General features: G+C 47.8%; 23 protein-coding genes. 14 read left to right on the forward strand and 9 right to left on the reverse strand.

Going from position 1 to position 21,608, the window contains the following annotated elements; translation table 11 throughout:
- Positions 1–39: 39 nt before the first annotated feature.
- The 3 genes from ndk to SAR116_RS03245 form a co-directional block, all read right to left on the reverse strand.
- Complete coding sequence (gene ndk / locus SAR116_RS03235; RefSeq protein WP_013045500.1) at positions 40–462, reverse strand: nucleoside-diphosphate kinase; 423 nt, start codon at positions 460–462, stop codon at positions 40–42.
- Between the two features lie 104 nt (positions 463–566).
- Positions 567–1,019 (reverse strand): DNA polymerase III subunit chi, encoded by a 453-nt coding sequence (locus tag SAR116_RS03240; RefSeq protein ID WP_013045501.1) that lies wholly within the window; start codon positions 1,017–1,019, stop codon positions 567–569.
- A 43-nt stretch (positions 1,020–1,062) separates the two neighbouring features.
- Positions 1,063–2,535 (reverse strand): leucyl aminopeptidase, encoded by a 1,473-nt coding sequence (locus SAR116_RS03245; protein WP_013045502.1) that lies wholly within the window; start codon positions 2,533–2,535, stop codon positions 1,063–1,065.
- A gap of 176 nt (positions 2,536–2,711) precedes the next feature.
- On the opposite strand from SAR116_RS03245, the gene SAR116_RS03250 reads away from it, so the two are divergent.
- From SAR116_RS03250 to rsmA, 5 genes are read left to right on the forward strand one after another with little or no spacing between them, the layout of a single operon-like run.
- A complete protein-coding gene (locus SAR116_RS03250) occupies positions 2,712–3,806 on the forward strand; it encodes an LptF/LptG family permease (protein WP_013045503.1) in 1,095 nt (364 codons plus the stop codon).
- 3 nt (positions 3,807–3,809) lie between these two features.
- Positions 3,810–4,916, forward strand: a complete 1,107-nt coding sequence (locus SAR116_RS03255) for an LptF/LptG family permease (protein ID WP_013045504.1) — start codon at positions 3,810–3,812, stop codon at positions 4,914–4,916.
- A 12-nt stretch (positions 4,917–4,928) separates the two neighbouring features.
- On the forward strand, positions 4,929–6,203 hold the full coding sequence (locus SAR116_RS03260) for a peptidylprolyl isomerase (protein ID WP_013045505.1): 1,275 nt from the start codon (positions 4,929–4,931) through the stop codon (positions 6,201–6,203).
- Positions 6,204–6,212: 9 nt separating this feature from the next.
- Positions 6,213–7,214, forward strand: coding sequence for a 4-hydroxythreonine-4-phosphate dehydrogenase PdxA (gene pdxA / locus SAR116_RS03265; protein ID WP_013045506.1), 1,002 nt, complete (start codon positions 6,213–6,215; stop codon positions 7,212–7,214).
- The gene (gene rsmA, locus SAR116_RS03270; RefSeq protein WP_013045507.1) at positions 7,204–8,091 is read left to right on the forward strand and encodes a 16S rRNA (adenine(1518)-N(6)/adenine(1519)-N(6))-dimethyltransferase RsmA; all 888 of its coding nucleotides are present in this window, start codon (positions 7,204–7,206) and stop codon (positions 8,089–8,091) included. Before pdxA ends, rsmA begins: the two co-directional genes overlap by 11 nt.
- 16 nt (positions 8,092–8,107) lie before the next feature.
- Here rsmA and gmk read toward each other — a convergent pair whose 3' ends face one another.
- From gmk to fabD, 6 genes are all read right to left on the reverse strand, one after another.
- Positions 8,108–8,770 (reverse strand): guanylate kinase, encoded by a 663-nt coding sequence (gene gmk, locus SAR116_RS03275; protein ID WP_013045508.1) that lies wholly within the window; start codon positions 8,768–8,770, stop codon positions 8,108–8,110.
- 22 nt (positions 8,771–8,792) lie between these two features.
- Positions 8,793–9,788, reverse strand: coding sequence for an endolytic transglycosylase MltG (gene mltG, locus SAR116_RS03280; protein ID WP_013045509.1), 996 nt, complete (start codon positions 9,786–9,788; stop codon positions 8,793–8,795).
- Positions 9,788–11,050, reverse strand: coding sequence for a beta-ketoacyl-ACP synthase II (gene fabF, locus SAR116_RS03285; protein ID WP_013045510.1), 1,263 nt, complete (start codon positions 11,048–11,050; stop codon positions 9,788–9,790). The genes mltG and fabF overlap by 1 nt, the downstream gene beginning before the upstream one ends.
- Positions 11,051–11,130: 80 nt before the next feature.
- Complete coding sequence (locus tag SAR116_RS03290; protein ID WP_013045511.1) at positions 11,131–11,367, reverse strand: acyl carrier protein; 237 nt, start codon at positions 11,365–11,367, stop codon at positions 11,131–11,133.
- 234 nt (positions 11,368–11,601) lie between these two features.
- On the reverse strand, positions 11,602–12,339 hold the full coding sequence (gene fabG / locus SAR116_RS03295) for a 3-oxoacyl-[acyl-carrier-protein] reductase (RefSeq protein ID WP_013045512.1): 738 nt from the start codon (positions 12,337–12,339) through the stop codon (positions 11,602–11,604).
- Between the two features lie 66 nt (positions 12,340–12,405).
- The gene (fabD, locus tag SAR116_RS03300; RefSeq protein WP_013045513.1) at positions 12,406–13,356 is read right to left on the reverse strand and encodes an ACP S-malonyltransferase; all 951 of its coding nucleotides are present in this window, start codon (positions 13,354–13,356) and stop codon (positions 12,406–12,408) included.
- 248 nt (positions 13,357–13,604) lie between these two features.
- Here fabD and rpsF point away from each other — a divergent pair, with 248 nt between their 5' ends.
- From rpsF to SAR116_RS03345, 9 genes are all read left to right on the forward strand, one after another.
- A complete protein-coding gene (gene rpsF, locus SAR116_RS03305) occupies positions 13,605–14,045 on the forward strand; it encodes a 30S ribosomal protein S6 (protein WP_013045514.1) in 441 nt (146 codons plus the stop codon).
- The gene (gene rpsR / locus SAR116_RS03310; protein WP_013045515.1) at positions 14,046–14,300 is read left to right on the forward strand and encodes a 30S ribosomal protein S18; all 255 of its coding nucleotides are present in this window, start codon (positions 14,046–14,048) and stop codon (positions 14,298–14,300) included.
- A gap of 30 nt (positions 14,301–14,330) precedes the next feature.
- Positions 14,331–14,987 carry a 50S ribosomal protein L9 gene (rplI, locus tag SAR116_RS03315; RefSeq protein ID WP_013045516.1) on the forward strand — a complete coding sequence of 219 codons (657 nt, stop codon included), beginning with the start codon at positions 14,331–14,333 and terminating at the stop codon, positions 14,985–14,987.
- A gap of 168 nt (positions 14,988–15,155) precedes the next feature.
- Positions 15,156–16,655, forward strand: coding sequence for a replicative DNA helicase (locus SAR116_RS03320; RefSeq protein WP_013045517.1), 1,500 nt, complete (start codon positions 15,156–15,158; stop codon positions 16,653–16,655).
- 2 nt (positions 16,656–16,657) lie between these two features.
- Positions 16,658–17,809, forward strand: coding sequence for an alanine racemase (alr, locus tag SAR116_RS03325; protein ID WP_013045518.1), 1,152 nt, complete (start codon positions 16,658–16,660; stop codon positions 17,807–17,809).
- Between the two features lie 85 nt (positions 17,810–17,894).
- Positions 17,895–18,671, forward strand: coding sequence for an MlaE family ABC transporter permease (locus SAR116_RS03330; protein ID WP_013045519.1), 777 nt, complete (start codon positions 17,895–17,897; stop codon positions 18,669–18,671).
- A complete protein-coding gene (locus tag SAR116_RS03335) occupies positions 18,672–19,454 on the forward strand; it encodes an ABC transporter ATP-binding protein (RefSeq protein WP_013045520.1) in 783 nt (260 codons plus the stop codon). It begins immediately after the preceding gene.
- Positions 19,454–20,824, forward strand: a complete 1,371-nt coding sequence (gene radA / locus SAR116_RS03340; protein WP_013045521.1) for a DNA repair protein RadA — start codon at positions 19,454–19,456, stop codon at positions 20,822–20,824. The genes SAR116_RS03335 and radA overlap by 1 nt, the downstream gene beginning before the upstream one ends.
- Positions 20,825–20,867: 43 nt before the next feature.
- On the forward strand, positions 20,868–21,527 hold the full coding sequence (locus SAR116_RS03345) for a CvpA family protein (RefSeq protein WP_013045522.1): 660 nt from the start codon (positions 20,868–20,870) through the stop codon (positions 21,525–21,527).
- The last annotated feature ends 81 nt before the right edge of the window (positions 21,528–21,608 follow it).

Genomic DNA, 21,608 nt, shown 5'->3' on the forward strand with positions numbered 1-21,608 from the left:
TGTGCTTTTGAAGTGGACACGCCTTTTCGGCATATTCATTTAGCCAGTGATTTCTGAACCAGCAAAGAAGTAGGCAATCTCGATCGCCGCATTTTCAGGGCTGTCTGATCCATGAACAGAGTTGGCTTCGATTGATTCAGCAAAATCTTTACGAATTGTGCCATCCGCTGCATCTGCTGGGTTAGTTGCGCCCATTGTCTCGCGATTTTTAGCAATAGCGCCATCGCCTTCAAGGACCTGCAGAACAACCGGACCCGATGTCATAAATGACACCAGATCATTGTAAAACGGGCGTTCGGCATGAACTGCGTAAAATTCTTTAGCTTCGCGGTCACTAAGAAGAACGCGCTTTTGTGCGACAATGCGTAGGCCTGCAGCTTCGAGGCGGGCATTGACCTGACCTGTCAAATTACGGCGTGTTGCATCAGGTTTGATGATGGAAAAAGTTCTTTCGAGTGCCATGTTGCGATCCTCTGATATCAGCGATAATGGAATATTCGGCTTCAATACAAGAGCAGACCGTTTGGCACAAGTCATAACTTCATAGATTTATCAGACAAATGGATTTAGGCCTTTTTCTCCCATCGGCCATCATCCGTTTCGGCAAAGTAACCACGCTCTACAGTGCCAAGATCAGCCCAGCTTTTCCATTGGATACGCGCATGCTGAACCTGAGCCTCGGATCGGCCATCAAACAGATTAAAGACTCTTTCAAATTGGCTAATTTCGGCAGGCACACTTCCATGCAACAAAAACACAAATTCGGCCTTGATTGGATTAACAGCCATATCGGTTGAAATCCAGATTTTGGCAATATCTTGCCCATCTGCATCATCCAGCCCATGCGCAAACCATGAGTCCGGTTCGCGCGTCCATAAATCTGTATCAAGAGCCGAGGCGGCAGGCTGGGGACATAGAATGAGTGCCTTTTTCCCCGCTGCCAGTGTTTTTTTGAGCAGCATCAACAGAACAGTTTCCATATCCGTCTGGGTAAGGTGATAAAAATCTATTTTACTCATTCGGCGCCATACCCGATGCCTTTACTGTTTCAAAGCTTCACTTTTAACCGTCATTTGCCGTGATATGGGCTGTTGTCCAATTATCAACAAGACGATTCAGCAACCGGACACCAAAACCAGTGCCACCTTTTGGCACCGTCGCCGTGGCCTTGTCCGACCATGCTTTACCAGCAATATCAAGATGTGCCCAAGGGGTTTTGGAAACAAACCGTTCAAGGAAACAGGCTGCCGTAATCGAACCACCATAAGGGCCGCCAATATTCTTCATATCCGCAATATGGGATTTGAGCATCTTATCATAGGCCTTGCCCATTGGCAGACGCCACAGCTTTTCTTCGGTTGCCATACCAGCTTGGGTCAACTGTGCGGCCAACTCATCACTATTGCTGAACAGTCCCCCATATTCCTTGCCCAGTGATACAATGATAGCGCCGGTTAAGGTTGCAAGATTAACCATCATTGCTGGTTCAAAGCGCGTTTCCGTATAATGCAATGCGTCGGCAAGCACTAAGCGGCCTTCTGCATCGGTGTTGATAACTTCAATCGTTTTACCAGACATTGCCGTGACCACATCCCCGGGACGCTGTGCATTACCGTCAGGCATGTTCTCAACTAGGCCAATGACACCAACTACATTTCGTTTCACTTTACGCCCAGCAATAGCGGCCATAGCCCCCGTTACCGCCGCCGCGCCACCCATATCCCATTTCATATCTTCCATGCCTTTGGCAGGTTTGAGCGATATGCCCCCCGTGTCAAAGGTCACCCCTTTTCCGACAAGCGCTAACGGGGCTTCGTCTTTACCACCACGCCAGTTCATCACCACCATACGTGATTCACGACGTGACCCCTGACCGACACCAAGAAGTGCTCCCATACCAAGAGCTTCCATATCAGCTTCACCGAGAATTTCGACATCAAGCCCCAAGTCTGACAAGGATGCACAGCGGTCAGCGAAAGCTTCTGGATAGAGTTTATTAGCCGGTTCAAAAACCAGATCGCGCGCCAGCGCTACCCCGTTAGCCAGCGCCTGACGGTCAGCAAGATCACGATCATCTTCGGTAATAAATTCATTGGAAACAGTTAGCTGAACTGATGCTTCGGCACTATCCGTTTCGGTAAAATACTGTTCGAAATGATAAGCAGCCAATTCAACACCAAAGATGATATCAGCTGCCACTTCATCAGCAAGCTTGAGAGCTGGAATCCAGCCCTGCTTATGAGGTGTCGCCGCAAGTGCCGTAAACAAATTGCCGCCGACTGTCTCGGCATGGATTCCCGCCTTGATCATCTCGCCAACGCCAATAAGCAGATACACACCTACATCAAGATACAGACTCAGGCTTGTGCCCTTTTTACCCGTGAATTGTGCGCTTGCCATCTTTGCAATCAGCTGAGCCGCAACATCCTTATCGAGCTTCGGGATAATCACACTGTCTGTAGAAATAAGACATATGGTTACGCAATCCCCCTCGGGGGCATCGTTGGAAAAAGTGAGCTTCAATTTACTGGTCATAAAAACCTCTTGTTCTGGCTAAGATCTGTTTGGGCTGATGTTACCGCACCAATATTGGATAGATATCACATATCATTACAGAAACATCATCATTTTCGCATTTTTAGACTGTCATATTTTTTGCGTTTTGGCAGGCGTATGTGGTATTGACTCTATGAATGGAGAGTTGCTCTATCATGCAGTTTAATATCTACATTTTCAACCAGCTGTTTCGTGCCACCTGCGTTATCTCAATGGTGCTTATTGGCATCATGTGGCTGTTTCAGACGATTAAGTTACTTGAACTTGTTGTGAATAAGGGCGCGCCCATTTTTGATTTTCTTCTGATGTCAATAACTGTAATTCCCCTTTGGTTAACTATCGCGCTTCCCATTGCCGGTTTTGTAGCGGTAAACTGGGTCTTTCATCGTATTCTTGCAGACCGTGAACTCACCGTAATGCAGGCTGTCGGCCTCAGCCCAGCTCAACTTGCCAAAGCACCTATAGCTTTGGGCATGTTACTAACTAGTGTTCTGTATTTTAATTCGGTATATCTGTTGCCAACTTCATTTGGCATATACAAGGATCTCCAATTCAACCTTCGAAACGGCATACCCGTAATTCTTTTGCAGGATGGTGTGTTTACCGAAGTGGTACCGGGGCTAACCATGTTTATTGGCTCGCGTGAAGAAAATGACGTTGTAAGCGATGTATTCATTCAAGATACGCGAACGATTGATAAAACAATCATCCTGACTGCAGAAAATGGAAAATTCGTGGGAAAAGACTACCACCCAACATTAATTCTGGGCAATGGTCAACGATTAGAAGTGAATAGTGACGGCGAGTCAGGTGCTTTACTTTTATTTGAAACGCATTCGCTTTCACTTGTCACAAACGAGAAAAAACCAAGTGAGCGCATCGCAAACGACATGAATGAAGATAGCATAAGCAACTTGCTTGATGCCAAAAAATCACCCTATGCAGATTACGCATTTCAGAGAATAGCCGAAGGACATTACCGCATAGCCTCGCCTGTTCTGGCATTGGCGCTCATTATGATGGTTATTGCCATTACTTTGCATGGCCAGTTACGCCGGGATCTCTGGTTGCGGCGATCTCTAATAAATATCAGTTGCTGCCTTGGCCTTATTGTTGCGTTAATCCTTGCCCGAAGCTGGACAATTACAATGCCTCACTTATGGATTTTGATTCATATTGTTACCACATTGCCTATTTTGATTTGCGGTATTGCATTAGCTAGACCACTGAAATTTGCAAGAAATGTGTAAAGCATGAACCCGTTCTTTATATTTGGCACATTATTTCGCTATTTCGCCTTTTACTACACGCGATGGATATTGCTGTGTCTTTTTGGACTCACCGTCATTATTAGCGTAATCCAAAGCGTCGAGCTTATGCGCCAGAAAAGCGTCAATAAATCCGATGTCGAAGAGATCAGCGTATCTGTGCTGGCAATGCTCAACTTACCAAATATTATTGAAGTAATTTTACCATTTGCAGTGCTTATTGGCACAATGCTGTGTTTTCACGCTTGGAATAAATCAAATGAATTTGTTGTAACTAGGGGCTTTGGGCAATCTATCTGGGTGTCATTGAGTCCCGTTTTAGTGTCGGCACTAGCCATAGGCGTTCTGTTCGTTATGGTAATAAATCCGATTGGTGCGGTAACGTCCAAAAGATACAATAGCCAGATGGCCACCCTAAATGATGATATTTCAAATAATTTAACAATATCTGAAAGCGGGATCTGGCTTCGTGACATGCAGGATAATGTAAAAATCATTATCAATGGCGATGCGCTGGATATGAAAACAGCGCAAATAAGTAATCCGACAATATACAGTTTTGTGAATGGGTTTGAGCTGAATTGGCGCGTTCAAGCCCAGTCAATACAATTGACTCAGATGGGTTGGGAAGTCGTTGACGGTATTAAATGGGACAGTGATGGGTTACAGAACGAACTTGGCACATTCATCATCCCAACCAATCTGGAAGCTGTTGACCTGACGCGATCTGGTCAATCCCCCCATTCAATCTCGATTTATGCGCTTCCGCATTTTATAACGGTTCTTGAACGAGCTGGGTTGCCAACAATCAACCACGAAATACATTTTAACAAAATATTGGCGTTTCCATTTTTACTTGTTGGCATTTCAATGATAGCAACGCGTATCACCGTTCGTTCAATAAATCGAGGACGACAGATGAAATTAGTCATCAAAGGCCTTGGTATAGCAACATGTATTTTTATTTTTAGTTACCTAATGCATGTCATGGGCACTTCGCTTACTGTGCCAGCATTAGTGGCTGGCTGGACACCAGCTATTACTGTATTGCTTATTGGCTCGATCATGTTGGCACGACTTGACGAAAATTGACTGGAAAATGTGATGAAACAATATTCATTATTCCGAATTTTTACCACATCCATCATGCTCATTGGCATGATGGCTTTAGGGGGGCTCAATGCTTCTGCAAATATTAAAATAGTTGCAAAGGTAGATGGCAAACCGATCACCAACTATGATGTTGATCAACGTGTTTTGTTTTTGAAAGCCGTGACAAATCTCCCAGAGACTGAGAATATCGAAAAGCAGATTCGCAAAGACGCTCTACAGATGCTTGTTGATGATACGTTAAAGATGCAAGCGGCTCTATCGACAAACCCTCTAGTACAACAACAGGCTAACAGGCCAGCTACCGATCTGATTGACCAGTCATTTGCTTCAGATAGTGAGTCAGGGTCAGCAGCCCTTAGACGCCTTAATCTGAATTATGACGCGGTGAAAACAAAATTTGCTGCCGACCTTATATGGAGTGGTTATTTACAGGATAAATTTGCTGACATATTTGCAGAAATAGACGGAAAAATTGATCTTGAACTTGAACGTATTAGGGCTGATGCATCACAACCACAGGTAAATATCAGTGAAATTGTTCTTGCGCCTGAACCCAATCGTCCTTTGGCGGCGACAATGGCGCTGGCCACCGAAATGGTAAAAGCTGTTAAAAAAGGGGCTGATTTTAACGCCATTGCCCAGCAATATTCTGCCGCCGGCACAGCCCAACAAGGCGGACGTTTAGGATGGGTTTTATTAGAACGCCTTCCTGAAAAGCTACAAGCCATGATCGCCCCACTTGATGTTGGCGGCGTAAGTGATCCAATACAGCTTGATGGTGCGGTTTATATTTTCAAAAAAACCGGTGATCGTAAAGATGGCGCAAATGATATTTCACAGTCACGTATTTGGCTGGTTCGCGCAGTTCTGCCTGTCAATGCAGAGGCCACAAAGTCTGACAGATTGGAAGCTGCAGCCCAGCTAGGACGTGATGTCACAGACATCAATGACTGTGACTCTATGGTTGCTCTACATGAAGAATATGGATCGGGCACCGCGCCAAGGTTGGAAGATCTTCGTCTTGGCGAACTTGCGCCGCAAATGCAAAATCTAGTTAAAGAGCTGAATGTTGGTGAGCCTAGTGAAGCTTTGTCTTTTAGCGAGGGTGTTGCATCATTCATGGTATGTAAACGTCTCAAGCCTGAATTGAATTTGCCAACGCGTGACGACATATATCGTGTTCAGTTCAATCGCCTTTTTGGATCCTTAAGCGAGCGTTATCTGTTGCGGCTTAGGCGCAAAGCATCAATCGAGTTTATAGACTGAGGCTTTGTAGTGGCACAAACACCAATCATTGTAACGCCCGGAGATCCTGCAGGTATCGGTGCGGAAATTGCGCTAAAAGCATGGCAAAATGGATGTAAAGATTTTGTTATTTTGGACAATGTTCCAAGGCTTGAATCTCTTGCCAGCACCCTTGGCATAGAGATACCGATTATCTCTATCTCACAACTTGATGCCTTTAGTCCTGATTGTGGCGCGCTTCAAGTCATGCCCGTTTCATGGGCTGTCTCACCCCAAGCTGGCAAGCCTGATATAGCTAACGCACCCGTGGTTATCCAAGCCATTAAAGATGCGGCAACTTATGTACAATCAGGGCAAGCCGCCGCAATGGTGACCAACCCGATTGCCAAAGCAACCTTATATGAAGCTGGCTTTACCTATCCCGGCCATACGGAATTTCTTGGCAGCCTATCCTCGCTGGATAAAGGCGCGCCATTAATGATGCTTGCATGTGATCAATTGCGCGTTGTCCCGCTGACCATTCATATCCCGCTTACTGAGGTCGCCCCCACAATCACCAGCGCAATGATTATCGATGCGTGCCATCTGATAGCAAAAAGCCTGCATAGGTTGGAAGGCATCAAAGACCCACATATAGCAGTGTGCGGACTCAATCCCCATGCCGGTGAGCAAGGCTCTATTGGCCAAGAAGATGAAAAGGTCATAGCCCCGGCCATTGCTACTCTTCGTGCCGAGAACATCAATGTGACGGGCCCCCATTCAGCCGATACTTTGTTCCATGCCGAAGCCAGAGCCACTTATGATGCTGTTTTGGGCATGTATCATGATCAGGTTCTTATACCTATAAAAACAATTGATTTTTATGGGGGCGTTAACATTACACTTGGTCTTGATTTCATTCGGACATCGCCCGATCATGGTACCGGTTTTGATATCGCTGGCAAAGCTATTGCCCGGCCAGACAGCCTAATCGCCGCGCTTAAACAGGCGCGTCATATGGCAACAAGGCAGGCATCAAATAATGCGCGATAAATCTGCCACACCACAGCCAGACCAAGCTGATATCGACGCCAGCAATAGTGAAATCGACAATTTGCCATCCTTGCGTGACCTTGTTGGCGCGATGGATATGCGTGCGCGTAAATCCCTTGGGCAAAACTTTTTGTTTGATCTCAATTTAACGCGACGCATTGCACGGTCTGCGGCCCCTCTGACAGGCACAACAATAGAAATAGGTCCTGGACCGGGTGGATTGACACGCGCCCTGCTTCTTGAAGGTGCTACAAAGGTGCTGGCCATCGAAAAGGATTGGCGGGCCCCAGATGTTTTGGCTTCACTATTATCTGCATCCAGAGGACGACTGGAACTGACTGAAGCTGATGCCATGGATTTCCCGATCTGGGATATTGAACCAGCGCCGCGACGCATCATTGCCAATTTACCATACAATATCGCTACAACCTTGCTGATCCGCTGGCTCGAACATGCCGCAGACTTTGAGTCCATGACATTAATGTTCCAACGAGAGGTAGCTTTACGTATCACAGCCAAACCTGGTGATAGTGCCTATGGTCGGTTAAGCGTACTTGCCGGATGGTTAGCCGATGCCGAAATCTTGTTCGACATCCCCCCCGAAGCCTTTGTACCTGCACCAAAGATAACATCGTCAGTTGTCCAAATCATACCGCTGGCTGCGCCCCGTTTTCCTTGCAGACAACAATATCTTGAAGATGTGACACGACATGCCTTTGGCCAAAGACGCAAAATGCTACGAAGTTCTTTGAAAAAAATTGGTGGGGAAGCGTTGCTTTTGGCGGCTGGCATTGACCCAGAAACCCGCCCACAAGACCTTGATATAGAGTCATTTTGCAAGCTTGCCGAGCTACATGAAACCAAAGCCTTCGGCTAAATAATAATTAGTCTGGTTAAATTTGGTCACGAAGTTCTTTGACAAAATCAGTCAGGCCGACCTGTCGATCACGTTTTAGCCTTTCGGCTACCATGATGGCCTTAATATCACTGATCGCTTTATCGACATTTTCATTAACCAGAATATAATCATATTCACGATAATGGCTAATTTCATCTGCCGCCTTTGACATACGTTTGGCGACCACTTCTGCACTATCCTGAGCGCGGTTTAAAAGGCGTTTTTCGAGATCTTGGGTGGATGGGGGCAGAATAAAGACTGATACAAGGTCATCTCGGCTTTTATCAGCAATTTGCTGGGTACCCTGCCAGTCTATATCAAACAGAATATCGCGCCCTTCACTCAACGCATTCATCACCGGTACCGCAGGCGTGGCGTAATAGTGATCAAAGACGTTGGCATGCTCTAAAAATTCACCACGATTGGCCATTAAATGAAAAGTTTCGTCCTCGACAAAATAATAATCCTTGCCCTCAACCTCACCAGGTCTTCGTGGTCGTGTCGTTGCTGAAACGGACATATATAGACCATTTTCTTCTTCGATCAGACGTCGTGCAATTGTGGTTTTACCAGCACCTGATGGAGATGAAAGGACAAGCATAAAGCCGCGACGACCTATAATGTTTGATTGCATCTTTGAATCTTCATTTTTGGCCATAATAACGTCCTGCCCTATCGCTCTATTTTTTTGCCGCACGCTGAAATTGTCTGAATAATCTTACATTCCGGTTGTGTGCGTCCAGTGTTTTTGCAAATCGCGACCCACCTTTACCGTCTGAGACGAAATACAAATAATCACTATCTGCTGGATTTAATGCCGCAAGAATGGATTCGCGACCCGGATTGGCAATTGGTGTTTTTGGCAAGCCTTTGATAACATATGTATTCCACGGGGTTTTGCGTTTCAAATCTGCCTTGGTGATAACCCTGCTCATATCGATTGCTGGATTGGTGTCATAAACAACCGTCGGATCGGACTGTAGCCGCATACCTTTTTTGAGTCGGTTCACCAGAACCGAAGCCACCATAAGCCGTTCACTAGCGATGCTCGACTCCTTTTCGATGATCGATGCCATAATTACTGCATCTTGCATTCGTTTATAAGGTAAATCATCAGCTCGTGATGCCCAGGCTTCGGCTATTGTGATGGCCATTACATCCTGCATCCGCGCAATAAGCGCCGAACGTTTTGTATTATGTGTGAAAAAGTAAGTTTCGGGTAATAGACTACCTTCATCGGGAATCTTGTCGATCGTACCCGATAGATGATCCATCGCCATGATCTGGGCAACCACTTCAGATGAGCGCAAGCCTTCAATAATCGTAATCCGTCTTTGATAACTTCGTCCTGAATGCAGAATATCCATTACTTCGTTCAGGCTTGATGCGGCGGGAAGCAGATATTCACCTGCTTTGGGTACAAATTGATCCCCAGCCATGATGCGTGCGGCATCATAATGATAGGTCTGATGGATCACCCCCGCACTTTTCAGACGATAGCGCAAAGTCGCATGTCCATTGCCCGCTTCAACAATAAACATGACATCTTCTGAATGCGGACCTGGGGCGTCAAGCACCTGTGCGCGCCAGGCCCATAATCCGCCAGTCGTAATCGTAAGGATGATAACGCCAACAACAACCGACCAGATTAACCAACGGATCGGTGTCGGCATCATTAGGTAACCTGACCCATGATAAGCGAGGCATTTGTACCGCCAAATCCAAACGAATTCGACATAGCATTCCGTACAGTACGTTTTTTAGATGTCAGTGGCACAAGGTCAAAATCTGCGACAGCATCTTCGGCGTCATTCAAATTCAAAGTCGGTGGCACCTCGCCGGTTTGCACGGCTTTAAGCGAGAAAATTGCTTCAATGGCGCCAGCCGCCCCAAGCAAATGTCCGGTCGCGCTTTTGGTTGACGACATTGAAATATCCTTGACGGCATCACCCAGCAGACGCGCAACGGCGCGCGCCTCAATAACGTCACCAAGCGGTGTAGATGTTCCGTGCGCATTCACATAGTCAATATCGTCAGGCGAAAGACCTGCACGTTTTAAGGCTGCCTGCATAGCGCGGAATCCGCCATCACCATCATCTGCAGGCGCCGTAATATGATGCGCATCACCCGAAAGACCATAGCCTTTGATTTCACCATAGATAGTCGCGCCGCGTGCTTTGGCATGCTCCAGTTCTTCCAGAACAACAACCCCAGCACCCTCGCCCATCACAAATCCATCACGGCCTTTATCCCACGGGCGTGAACCGAGTTCAGGTGTATCATTATAGCTTGTAGATAATGCGCGGGCTGCCGCAAAACCAGCCATACCAATTCGACATACTGCGGCTTCTGCACCACCCGCAACCATCACGTCGGCATCATCAAGCATGACCATCCGTGCTGCATCACCAATGGCATGCGCACCAGTTGAACATGCCGTTACGACCGCATGGTTAGGGCCGCGAAAGCCGTATCGTATTGAAACAAAACCAGAAATAAGATTGATCAAAGCTGATGGTATAAAGAACGGGCTAATACGCCGAGGTCCCTTTTCATGCATCAACTGATCTGTTTTAACAATCGAGTCCAGACCACCAATACCTGACCCAATCATCACGCCAGTGCGGTTCTGATCCTCACGGCCTTCAGGCATCCATCCTGAATTTTCAACCGCTTCAATCGCAGCAACCAGTCCCAGCTGGATGAAACGATCTTGTTTGCGCTGATCACGAGGATCAACGAAATCATCCATTTGCAATCCGCCTGCGACGCCAGCTTCAGGCACTTGGCCTGCAATCTGGCAAGATATATCTGACACATCAAAATTAGTGATGCGGGATATACCGCTGTTTCCGGCAATAATATTAGACCAATTATGGTCAACGCCAACACCTAGCGGTGTAACCATTCCCATTCCAGTAACAACAACGCGACGCAAACTGTCCTCCGGGTCTGTTTAGGCGATAATACGTAGCCCTATTTAGACAGGGCTACGTTAAACATTCTTGCACTCTAACTTTAAGATGCGCTCTCTTCCAAGAATGACACGGCGTCTTTCACAGTGAGAATTTTTTCTGCAGCATCATCAGGAATTTCGACACCGAATTCTTCTTCAAATGCCATTACCAATTCCACTGTATCAAGGCTATCTGCGCCAAGATCATCGATGAAGCTTGCGCCCTCAACAACCTTATCTGCATCTACACCAAGATGTTCAACTACGATGTTCTTAACACGATCTGCGATATCGCTCATATTGTGCCCCTTTAAGAAGGTTGATTCTTGCCGATTAAACGACTCAGAAATTTAAAATTGGGCGGCAATTACCATAATTTCTTGTCTTGTGCCACCCCTTACAAGCTTTAAAAATCAGCTTTTATGTATTTTAACGCTAATAACATGCCAAGTCATTGGCGATATATTGAAATAAATCCATGTAAAGTAAGGTGATGTCTATATTAAGCACATCTATATTATACACATCTATCTTTACAGCATTGCCATACCACCATTCACATGCATCGTTGCCCCTGTAATGTAAGCTGCCTCATCGCTGGCTAAAAATACTACGGTTGCCGCGATTTCTTCGGGATTGCCAAGCCGGTTTGCCGGCACGCGCGTCAAAAGGCTTTCTTTTTGGGTATCGTCCAGCACATCAGTCATCGGCGTCGCAATAAATCCGGGCGCCACCACATTTACGGTGATACCCCGACTAGCCACTTCCTGCGCCAAAGATTTACTATAGCCGATCATACCTGCTTTTGATGCCGCGTAATTGGTTTGCCCGGGATTACCCGTCACACCAACAACCGAAGAAACAGAAATAATACGACCTGACCGCGCTTTCATCATGCTACGCAGAGATGCGCGGCACAATGCCATCGTTGATGTCATATTGACTTCAAGAACACTGTCCCAATCTTCATCCTTCATCCGCATGGCCAGACCATCACGGGTAATGCCAGCATTATTGACCAGAATGGAAATGGGCCCGGCAAGTGCGGCTGCAGCATCTATCAAACCAGCTACAGCCTCTCGGTCAGATAAATCTGCCGTACAAACATGTGCACGGTCACCAAGTGATGCTTTCAAGGCTTCAAGTGCCGCGGCACGCGTGCCATGAAGAACAACTGTTGCCCCTTGCTTGTGTAACGCTGTCGCTATAGCCGCGCCGATACCGCCACTGGCACCGGTGATTAGGGCAACTTTGCCAGTTAGATCGAACATTCACTATTCTCCCGTAGATAGATTTTCAATTCTGCAGTCTTTAAAAAGCGCAGGTTTCAGTCTGTTCTAGAATTGTGACAGAACCTTGTCCAGATCATCTGTACCATCAAGGTTAGCGATGCTGACATCTTCCAATGTTCGCTTAACCAGACCCGATAAAACTTTACCAGTACCAAGCTCGATAAAATGCGTTATCTCAGATTGCCCCAACAGCATCAACGTCTCTCGCCAGCGCACACGACTACAAATTTGGGTTATAAGATTTGCCCGCAACATATCAGCATCCGTTTCAGCGGCAGCACTAACATTACATATAACAGGTACAATCGAATCGAACATAGACACTGATCCAAGGGCAGACTGCATGGTATCGGCAGCAGGTGCCATCAGGTCACAATGAAAAGGCGCACTGACTGGTAATTTGATAGCGCGGCGAATGCCTGCATCCTTGGCAATATCGATCGCTGCATCAACTGCGTCTGTCATGCCGCTAATAACAATCTGACCTGGCGCATTATCATTTGCGATTTGTACAAGACCTTTGGCTGACGCCTCAGTCAGAATGGCATCAATCTGCGCTTCATCTGCACCAAGTATGGCGGCCATGGCCCCATCACCATCAGCAACCGCCGCCTGCATAGCATCACCTCGCTGGCGCAAAAGCTGTGCAGCATCAGCAATGCCAAGGCTACCTGCCGCCGCAAGTGCTGCATATTCACCCAATGAGTGACCAGCAACATATGTAGCCACCGCGGTCAACGGCTTGCCAATTTCAGTTTCTAGCACGCGTACCGCCGCCATTGACGCCGCAAACAAGGCTGGCTGGGCGTTTCGTGTCAAACGTAGAACATCTTCGGGGCCATTTTGCATTAGTGCGAACAGATCCTCACTTAGCGCATCATTCACCTCTTCAAACAGATGCCGTGCCACGTCATGCGATGCGGCAAGTTGACGTCCCATACCTATAGCTTGCGCCCCTTGACCCGGAAACAAAAACGCCATCTTGGTTGTAGTCATATGTCCCTCACAATGTTCAAAATAACTTGTTTCAGTCTGTCACTAGTAGCAGACAGGTGCCGTCATGTCATCTGGGCACATGATATATGGCCGAAACGCTTGCATCTGCCAGATATTTGTGTATGGTGCGGCACAAGTTGATGCATAGAAATCTATCACCAGCTTTTGAAATCTTTGAAATCCTTGCCGGGAAACCGGTTGGTCTGTTCATAAATCGATGTTCAGACAACGAGCCAGAAGGAGTTATCATGCGCTTGTATGAAAGCGTGTTTATTGCACGTCAGGATGTTTCGTCTACCCAGGTTGAAGCCATGGCCGACGAATTTGCCGGAATCATCACATCCACCGGCGGTTCAATCAAAAAACGCGAATATTGGGGTCTTCGCACCCTTGCTTACCGGATCAAAAAGAACCGGAAAGGCCATTATGTCATGTTCAACATGGAGACCGATAGTGACACGCTAAAGGAATATGAGCGTATCATGGGTCTTAATGAAGATGTTCTGCGTTTCATGAACATTCGTATCGAAGAAGTTGATGAAGCCCCATCGATCATGATGCAGGCCAAATCAGAGCGCCCATCACGTGGACCGCGTGATGATGACCGCCGCGACGATCGCCCTAGAAGTGACGACAAACCCGAAGCATCTGCTGACAGTGCCGTAGTTGCCGAGAAAGAGGAGGCATAAATGACTCAGCTAGAAATCAAACGCGAAGCCCTTCGCAAGCCATTTAATCGCCGCCGCAAGTCTTGTCCATTTTCTGGCGCAAACGCGCCAAAGATCGACTATAAAGACACCAAGCTTCTGGCACGCTACACGTCAGAGCGCGGTAAAATCATTCCTTCACGTATTTCGGCTGTATCTGCGAAAAAGCAGCGTGAACTGGCAACCGCAATTAAGCGTTCGCGCTTTTTGGCGCTTATGCCTTACGTCATGTCATAGAAACAGCCATTCGATTTTAGGAGATACGATATGCAACTCATTTTGCTAGAACGCGTGGAAAAACTTGGACAGATGGGTGATCTCGTCACCGTCAAGCCAGGCTATGCACGCAACTTTCTGTTGCCACAGGGCAAAGCGCTACGTGCCAACAAATCCAACCGCGAACGGTTTGAAACCGAACGCGCCCAGCGTGAAGCTGATAACCTTTCCCGCCGTAGTGAAGCCGAGACCGAAGCTGGTAAAATGGCTGGTCTGGCTGTCAATATGGTACGAGCAGCCTCAGAAATGGGTCAGTTATTTGGTTCGGTGACATCGCGTGATATTGCCGAAGCTGTTAGCGAAGCTGGTTTTACCATTACCCGTTCACAGGTTGTTATGGACAAGTCGATTAAAACCCTTGGCCTGACCGACACGCGCATCCGGCTTCATCCAGAAGTGCATGTTGACATCATCGTCAATATTGCGCGCTCACTTGAAGAAGCCGAAACCCAGCTGAAAACAGGTGTTGCCGTTACCGGTGGTGTTCAGGATATTGACGATGAAGACGACAATATCAATGTTGCGGTTGCTGCTGTTGAAGCTGTTGAAGAAGCCGCGTCAGCCGAAGTTGAGACTGCCGAAGTTGAGGCCGAAAGTGCTGAAGCAGACGCATCTACAGACACAGACGAGTCATCTAAAGACGCTTAAAACTACATTTTAATGCACATCAAAGCCGGAGCCTGTCTCCGGCTTTTTTCTGTTCTGCCGCGCCCAAAAACTATCCACAGGCTAAGAGATGATTTTAAGGCACTTATCCCCATCAAACTTAATCTTAACACCTCCTAATAACCAAAAAATTAGCCTACTATCTGGTTCATGGCTGAAGAACAAACCAACATAAAACCCTTTCCAACTGGCGTATCTGGCACTGGCCCGACCCGGCAAATGCCACATAATTTGCCAGCCGAGCAAAATCTGCTTGGCGCGTTGTTGCTTGATAACAGTGTGATGGAGCGCATTGACGACCGTCTGCGCGCCGAACATTTTTACGATCCCCTTCATGGGCGTATTTTCCAGACAATCATGCGGATGATCGAACGTGGGCAACTGGCGAATCCGGTAACGCTGAAAAGCTTTTTCACCGGCAGTGATGAATTCCCGGATTCGGACACCCAGAATTACCTTACAGATCTTGCCGATGGTGTTATCAGCATCAGTCAGGCACCCGATTATGCCCATACCATCCATGAGGCGCATCTGCGCCGTGAATTGATCCTGATCAGCGATCAGGTCATAACTGATGCAATCCAGCCTGAAGTCGATACCCCGGCATCAACCCAGATTGAAACGGCCGAAGCACATTTGTTCCGTCTCGCTGAAAATGATACAGCCAGCACCGGATTACGCGGATTTGATACCATTGTCGCTGCCAGTGTTAATCAGGCAGATCTTGCGCGTAAGAATGATGGACATCTGTCAGGCTCCAGCACTGGTTTAACCGATCTGAATAATCTCTTGGGTGGTTTACAGCGGTCGGATCTGATCATTCTGGCTGGTCGTCCCGCAATGGGTAAAACCGCACTGGCAACGAATATCGCCTTTCATGCCGCAACAACGACAAAGACAGGTGAAGTCGCCAGTCCGGTTGCCTTTTTCTCACTGGAAATGGCCGCTGAACAGCTTGGCACACGTATCTTGAGCGAGCGCGCCAGGGTTGATTCGGAAAGTATCCGGCGCGGCAAACTGGATTCGCAGGAGTTTGACCAGCTGGTTGCCGCCAGTACCGCCATTTCATCAGCGCCATTCTATATTGATGATACGCCCGCCCTTTCTGTATCCCAGCTTGCCAGCCGTGCCCGTCGCCTGAAACGCACGTCTGGGCTTGGGGTTATCGTGGTTGACTATCTACAGCTTCTAACTGCCCAGCTTGGCGTTCGATCTGAAAACCGGGTGCAGGAAATCTCCAATATCAGCCGTACATTAAAGGCAATAGCCAAAGAGCTTGATGTGCCTGTTCTGGCTTTGTCACAGTTATCACGTGCTGTTGAAATGCGTGAAGACAAGCGCCCAAACCTGTCTGACTTGCGCGAGTCTGGATCGATTGAACAGGATGCCGATGTGGTGATGTTTGTCTATCGTGAGGAATATTATCTCAATAAACGTGAACCTGAACAGAAAATGGAAGAGTCGGTTGATACCTTTAACATCCGCCATGCTGACTGGTTAAGCAAAATGCAAAGCGCCGAAAACAAGGCCGAAATCATTGTTGCCAAGCAAAGACATGGTCCTACAGGTTCGGTGAATGTGCATTTCGAAAAGCGCTTTACCCATTTCACTGATCTGACCGAAAGCACCCATCTGCCTGAGGGTTTCTAAACATGTCCACAGGTGATGAAAATGTGCTGGCGGCTTTTGGCGCGGCTGACAACCGCATTGACATTGATCTTGGCGCTATCGCCCATAACTGGCTTTATCTTGACAGTTTATCCCCAAAAAGCACAATAACCGCCGCTATGGTTAAGGCAAATGGCTACGGTCTGGGCGCAAATCACGTTGGTGCAGCGCTCTATAAGGCTGGATGCCGCCAATTCTTTGTCGCCAATCTTGATGAAGCGGTGTCATTTCGTACCTATCTGGACAATATCAGCATATCCGACGCCCAGATCATGGTGCTACACGGATGCCACCGCGGTCAAGAACATGACATGCGCGCTTATCGACTGACACCTGTTTTGAATGATCTTGAGCAAGTGAGCCGCTGGCGCTTATATGCCCAGAATGCCAATGAGACCTATCCAGCTATGCTGCATCTGGATACTGGCATGACACGGCTTGGGTTTGATCCGGATCAGACTGACTGGCTGATTGAAAATAAACAGGCTTTGAACGGCCTTGAGATCACATATATCATGAGTCACCTGATTTCAGGAGAAATCAGCGACGACCCTGCCAATACTGCCCAGAAAACACGCTTTGACGAATATCGTAGCTTTTTTGGCGGTATCAAAGCCAGCCTTGCCAATAGTGGTGGCGTATTTCTGGGTAATGAATTTCACTATCAGATGACCCGACCTGGCATAGCCATTTATGGTGTTCATCCATGCGGTAAAGACCAAGCCATCACTGATTCAAACGGCTTAAAATCATGTATCACCTGGCATGGACGCATTATTCAGGTGCGCACCGCCCCCGAAGGCGCAACGGTTGGTTATGGCGGCACGCATCGCCTATCTCGGCCGTCACGTATCGCAACCGTGGGTGTTGGTTATGCTGACGGCTATCAGCGCAATCTAAGCAACAAAGCTTTTGTAAATATTCTTGGACACCGTGCGCCAGTGATCGGCCGCATATCCATGGATAGCATCACGATTGATGTTACTGACATCCCACCCAATATCATGCTGAAAGCCGAAACCGCCGCGTTACTGAGCGATTTATACAGCATCGAAGATATGGCAAATGATGCCAGCACAATTCCTTATGAAATACTGACAGGCATTAGCCGTCGTGCGATCAGACGCTATATTTAGATTACCTATAGCCAAAAAGTGCAAACATTGTCATAAATGTAACAGCTAAATATTCGGCGTAACGATCTATCAGGGTGACACATTTATGACTGGCTTTGTGCGAAATATCGGTCGCGCCGTGCTGAATTTTTTGGCATCTCTTGGTCGCATAACGTTGTTCACCCTAGCTGCCATCCGCTGGACATTTTTTCCACCCTATTATTGGCAGCAATTATGGCGACAAACGCTTGATATAGGGTACTATTCTTTACCTGTTGTTGGTTTGACAACGCTGTTTTCAGGCATGGTGCTCGCGCTTCAATCATATACTGGATTTGCACGCTTTTCTGCCGAAGATACGGTTGCAACTGTCGTGGTTCTATCTGTCACACGTGAGTTGGGCCCGGTCTTGGCTGGATTAATGGTTGCCGGACGGATCGGCGCGTCAATGGCCGCCGAAATTGGCACCATGCGCGTTACTGATCAGATTGATGCGCTCGACACGCTTTCCACCCGTCCTATGCAATATCTGGTTGCCCCTCGTATTATGGCAGGAACGTTATGCTTGCCATTTCTGGTTTTGATTGGCGATATTATTGGCGTGTTTGGCGGATATATCGTTGGGGTCTATAGGCTGGGCTTTAACCCATCGATTTATCTATCGCGGACATTAGAATATCTGGAAGTTTCCGATATTACCCTTGGGTTGGTCAAAGCCGCCGTTTTCGGTTTTCTGATTGCCCTAATGGGTTGTTATCATGGCTATCATTCTGGGCGCGGCGCCGAAGGCGTTGGTCGCGCCACGACGAATGCGGTTGTGTCATCGTCAATCCTGATTTTGATCGCCAATTATCTTGTTACAGCCCTGTATTTTGGAGTCTAGATGATGCCGACACCCAAAATCGAACTTGCAGGCGTTACCAAGTCATTTGACGGTAAACAGATTTTGCGCGGCATCGATATTTCAGTCGATGCCGAAGAATCGCTTTGTATCATTGGCACCTCGGGCTGTGGCAAATCAGTCTCTCTCAAATGTCTGCTGGGGCTAATTGTGGCAGATGGTGGGTCGATCAAGATTGATGGTCAGGAAATATTAGGCGCAAATCGTAAAAAGCTCGAAGCCGTAAGGCGGCGCTTTGGCATGACTTTTCAGTTTGGCGCGTTATTTGATTCCTTGCCGATATGGCAAAACGTAACCTTTCGTCTGGTTCAAAGTCAGAAAATGTCGCGCGATGAGGCTCGGCAAATCGCCAAACATACCATTACCCAACTTGGCCTTGCCCCTGATGTAATTGATCAATATCCGGCCGAATTATCTGGGGGTATGCAAAAACGCGTGGCGCTAGCTCGCGCCATTGCCGACAAGCCCGAAATTTTGCTTTTCGACGAACCCACATCCGGGCTTGATCCAATAACAGGCGGTGTGATTGATAGCCTGATTGTTGATGCTGTCAAACGCCTTGGCGCGACCGCTATTACCATCAGTCATGACATGGCATCTGTACGGCGAATTGCTGACAAGGTTGCGATGATCCATAATGGTGTCATTATCTGGTGCGGACCAGTGGCCAAAATGGATGATAGCGGCGTTCCCGAAGTGCATCAGTTTGTGCATGGCCTTGCTGAGGGCCCACTGACAAGACCCTCGCAAAAGGGACATAATTGATGGCACGATCATCGGTCAGCTTTGTGTGCCAGCAATGCGGCGCGACATCACCAAAATGGTCAGGCCGTTGCGACGATTGTGGAGCTTGGAATACGCTTGCCGAAGAACGCAATGAAGCCCCTTCAGGGCCAGGCAAACGTAGTCAGGGTCGTCGCATATCGCTTGAAGCACTGGATCTTCCGCCCGACACTAAACCATTACCGCGACATCTATCACATATTTCAGAATTTGATCGTGTATCCGGAGGTGGGCTCGTGCCTGGCTCGGCAACCTTGATTGGCGGTGATCCCGGTATTGGCAAATCAACCTTGTTATTGCAACTTGTTTGCAAGCTGGCATCTGGTGGATTGAAAGCAGCCTATATTTCGGGAGAAGAATCAGCCGATCAGGTGCGCATGCGCGCACGGCGTCTTGGGCTAAGCGATACCAATGTGCAATTAGCCACCGCCACCAATGCCAGTGATATCGCCGCGTCACTTGGTGGTGTTGATGGCCCCGATGTTATTGTCATAGACTCGATACAGACTATGTATCTGCCCACATTAGACTCGGCGCCAGGAACGGTCTCGCAGGTACGTGCGACAGCACAGGAACTCATTCGGTCTGCAAAACAGCAAGGTGCTGCCTTGTTGATTGTTGGGCATGTGACCAAGGACGGAGCCATCGCTGGCCCCCGTGTGCTTGAACATATGGTGGATTCAGTACTGTATTTTGAAGGTGATCGCTCGCATCATTTCCGCATTCTGCGCAGTGTTAAAAACCGGTTTGGTGCTACGGATGAAATTGGCGTCTTCGAAATGGTTGAAACCGGGCTTGCCGAAGTGCCCAACCCATCCGAACTATTTCTGGCTGACCGCCGTGACGAGGTCACTGGCGCGGTTGTTTTTGCCGGCATCGAGGGAAGCCGTCCACTTCTGGTTGAAATAGAAGCGCTTGTTGCCCCTTCATCTCTGGCCTCACCCAGACGGAACGTGGTGGGATGGGACAGTAGCCGCCTTGCCATGCTAACAGCAGTTCTCGAAGCCCGATGCGGTGTTCCCTTGTCAGGCCGGGATATTTTTCTGAATGTAGCTGGTGGTATGAAAATATCCGAAACAGCCGCAGATTTGGCGGTGGCCGCAGCTTTGATCTCGTCAGTAACCGGACGACCTGCGCCTAAACGCACTGTGTTTTTTGGCGAAGTCGCTTTATCAGCCGAATTACGTCAGGTGGCGCAGGCCGAATCACGGTTGAAAGAAGCGGCAAAGCTGGGTTTTGATAATGCAATCATGCCACGACCGCGTAAAAAACTATCCACATCGTCAAAAATATCTGTTGCTCAGCCATCTACATTATCTGACCTGATTGACATTATGGGGGGAATGACATGATGTTAGTTACATTGTATTACCTGCTGCCACTTTGGGCTCAAAAATGATTGATTTTTCCGTCCTTAATTTAGTTGATTATGGCATAGTGATTGTCTTGGTCGTTTCGGCGCTGTTTTCAACCTTGCGCGGTATGACCCGCGAATTTCTTGGCATCGTTGGCTGGGTTATTTCGGTTTTTGTCGCCAAGCTAAGCGCCCCTGCCCTTGAACCTTTAATAGCCGAGATCATCAATATTGAAGGGCTGTCGTCAGCCTTATCATGGGCATTACCATTTGCCATTACCGTCGTCGTATGGTTTGTGATTGCAAGCCTGATGTCACCAGGTCTGAAACGGGCGGGACTGGGCAGTCTTGATCGATGGCTTGGCGTTATTTTCGGGCTTGTAAGAGGCTATGTCATTGTCCTAATTGCCTATATGACAGCAGTCGTCGCTCTTGATGGTGAAAGCAAACTTCCTGATATTGTGACCGAGGCTTATAGCACGCCATTTATGCGCCAAAGCGTCCACAGTCTGTCAGGCGTGATTCCCGAAGAAATGCGCGACAATCTGCTGGAAAATGTGCCTCTGGACGATGGCACAGGCGATAAAGAGCTTATTGACACTGACGAAGTCCCAATTTCTGATGCCCCATTATCTGATATCAGTAAAACGGCAAGTGATAACCTCGATCTATTAGCTGACGAGGCTGAAAAGGTCGAATGAGCATCTTATGCACTATATCGGCTTCTTGACGACCAACGGCTTAAAGAGGATAACCTGACACACAATATGATTGCGCGTTAT

Origin of the sequence: Candidatus Puniceispirillum marinum IMCC1322 (genome assembly GCF_000024465.1) — a bacterium.
GTDB classification, from domain to species: domain Bacteria; phylum Pseudomonadota; class Alphaproteobacteria; order Puniceispirillales; family Puniceispirillaceae; genus Puniceispirillum; species Puniceispirillum marinum.

What these genes read in the sequence shown, in the direction of transcription:
- ndk (WP_013045500.1), bottom strand. Translation starts at nt 462, where the DNA reads ATGGCACTCGAAAGAACTTTTTCCATCATCAAACCTGATGCAACACGC.
- SAR116_RS03240 (WP_013045501.1), bottom strand. Translation starts at nt 1,019, where the DNA reads ATGAGTAAAATAGATTTTTATCACCTTACCCAGACGGATATGGAAACT.
- SAR116_RS03245 (WP_013045502.1), bottom strand. Translation starts at nt 2,535, where the DNA reads ATGACCAGTAAATTGAAGCTCACTTTTTCCAACGATGCCCCCGAGGGG.
- SAR116_RS03250 (WP_013045503.1), top strand. Translation starts at nt 2,712, where the DNA reads ATGCAGTTTAATATCTACATTTTCAACCAGCTGTTTCGTGCCACCTGC.
- SAR116_RS03255 (WP_013045504.1), top strand. Translation starts at nt 3,810, where the DNA reads ATGAACCCGTTCTTTATATTTGGCACATTATTTCGCTATTTCGCCTTT.
- SAR116_RS03260 (WP_013045505.1), top strand. Translation starts at nt 4,929, where the DNA reads ATGAAACAATATTCATTATTCCGAATTTTTACCACATCCATCATGCTC.
- rsmA (WP_013045507.1), top strand. Translation starts at nt 7,204, where the DNA reads ATGCGCGATAAATCTGCCACACCACAGCCAGACCAAGCTGATATCGAC.
- gmk (WP_013045508.1), bottom strand. Translation starts at nt 8,770, where the DNA reads ATGGCCAAAAATGAAGATTCAAAGATGCAATCAAACATTATAGGTCGT.
- mltG (WP_013045509.1), bottom strand. Translation starts at nt 9,788, where the DNA reads ATGATGCCGACACCGATCCGTTGGTTAATCTGGTCGGTTGTTGTTGGC.
- SAR116_RS03290 (WP_013045511.1), bottom strand. Translation starts at nt 11,367, where the DNA reads ATGAGCGATATCGCAGATCGTGTTAAGAACATCGTAGTTGAACATCTT.
- fabG (WP_013045512.1), bottom strand. Translation starts at nt 12,339, where the DNA reads ATGTTCGATCTAACTGGCAAAGTTGCCCTAATCACCGGTGCCAGTGGC.
- fabD (WP_013045513.1), bottom strand. Translation starts at nt 13,356, where the DNA reads ATGACTACAACCAAGATGGCGTTTTTGTTTCCGGGTCAAGGGGCGCAA.
- rpsF (WP_013045514.1), top strand. Translation starts at nt 13,605, where the DNA reads ATGCGCTTGTATGAAAGCGTGTTTATTGCACGTCAGGATGTTTCGTCT.
- rpsR (WP_013045515.1), top strand. Translation starts at nt 14,046, where the DNA reads ATGACTCAGCTAGAAATCAAACGCGAAGCCCTTCGCAAGCCATTTAAT.
- rplI (WP_013045516.1), top strand. Translation starts at nt 14,331, where the DNA reads ATGCAACTCATTTTGCTAGAACGCGTGGAAAAACTTGGACAGATGGGT.
- SAR116_RS03320 (WP_013045517.1), top strand. Translation starts at nt 15,156, where the DNA reads ATGGCTGAAGAACAAACCAACATAAAACCCTTTCCAACTGGCGTATCT.
- alr (WP_013045518.1), top strand. Translation starts at nt 16,658, where the DNA reads ATGTCCACAGGTGATGAAAATGTGCTGGCGGCTTTTGGCGCGGCTGAC.
- SAR116_RS03330 (WP_013045519.1), top strand. Translation starts at nt 17,895, where the DNA reads ATGACTGGCTTTGTGCGAAATATCGGTCGCGCCGTGCTGAATTTTTTG.
- SAR116_RS03335 (WP_013045520.1), top strand. Translation starts at nt 18,672, where the DNA reads ATGATGCCGACACCCAAAATCGAACTTGCAGGCGTTACCAAGTCATTT.
- radA (WP_013045521.1), top strand. Translation starts at nt 19,454, where the DNA reads ATGGCACGATCATCGGTCAGCTTTGTGTGCCAGCAATGCGGCGCGACA.
- SAR116_RS03345 (WP_013045522.1), top strand. Translation starts at nt 20,868, where the DNA reads ATGATTGATTTTTCCGTCCTTAATTTAGTTGATTATGGCATAGTGATT.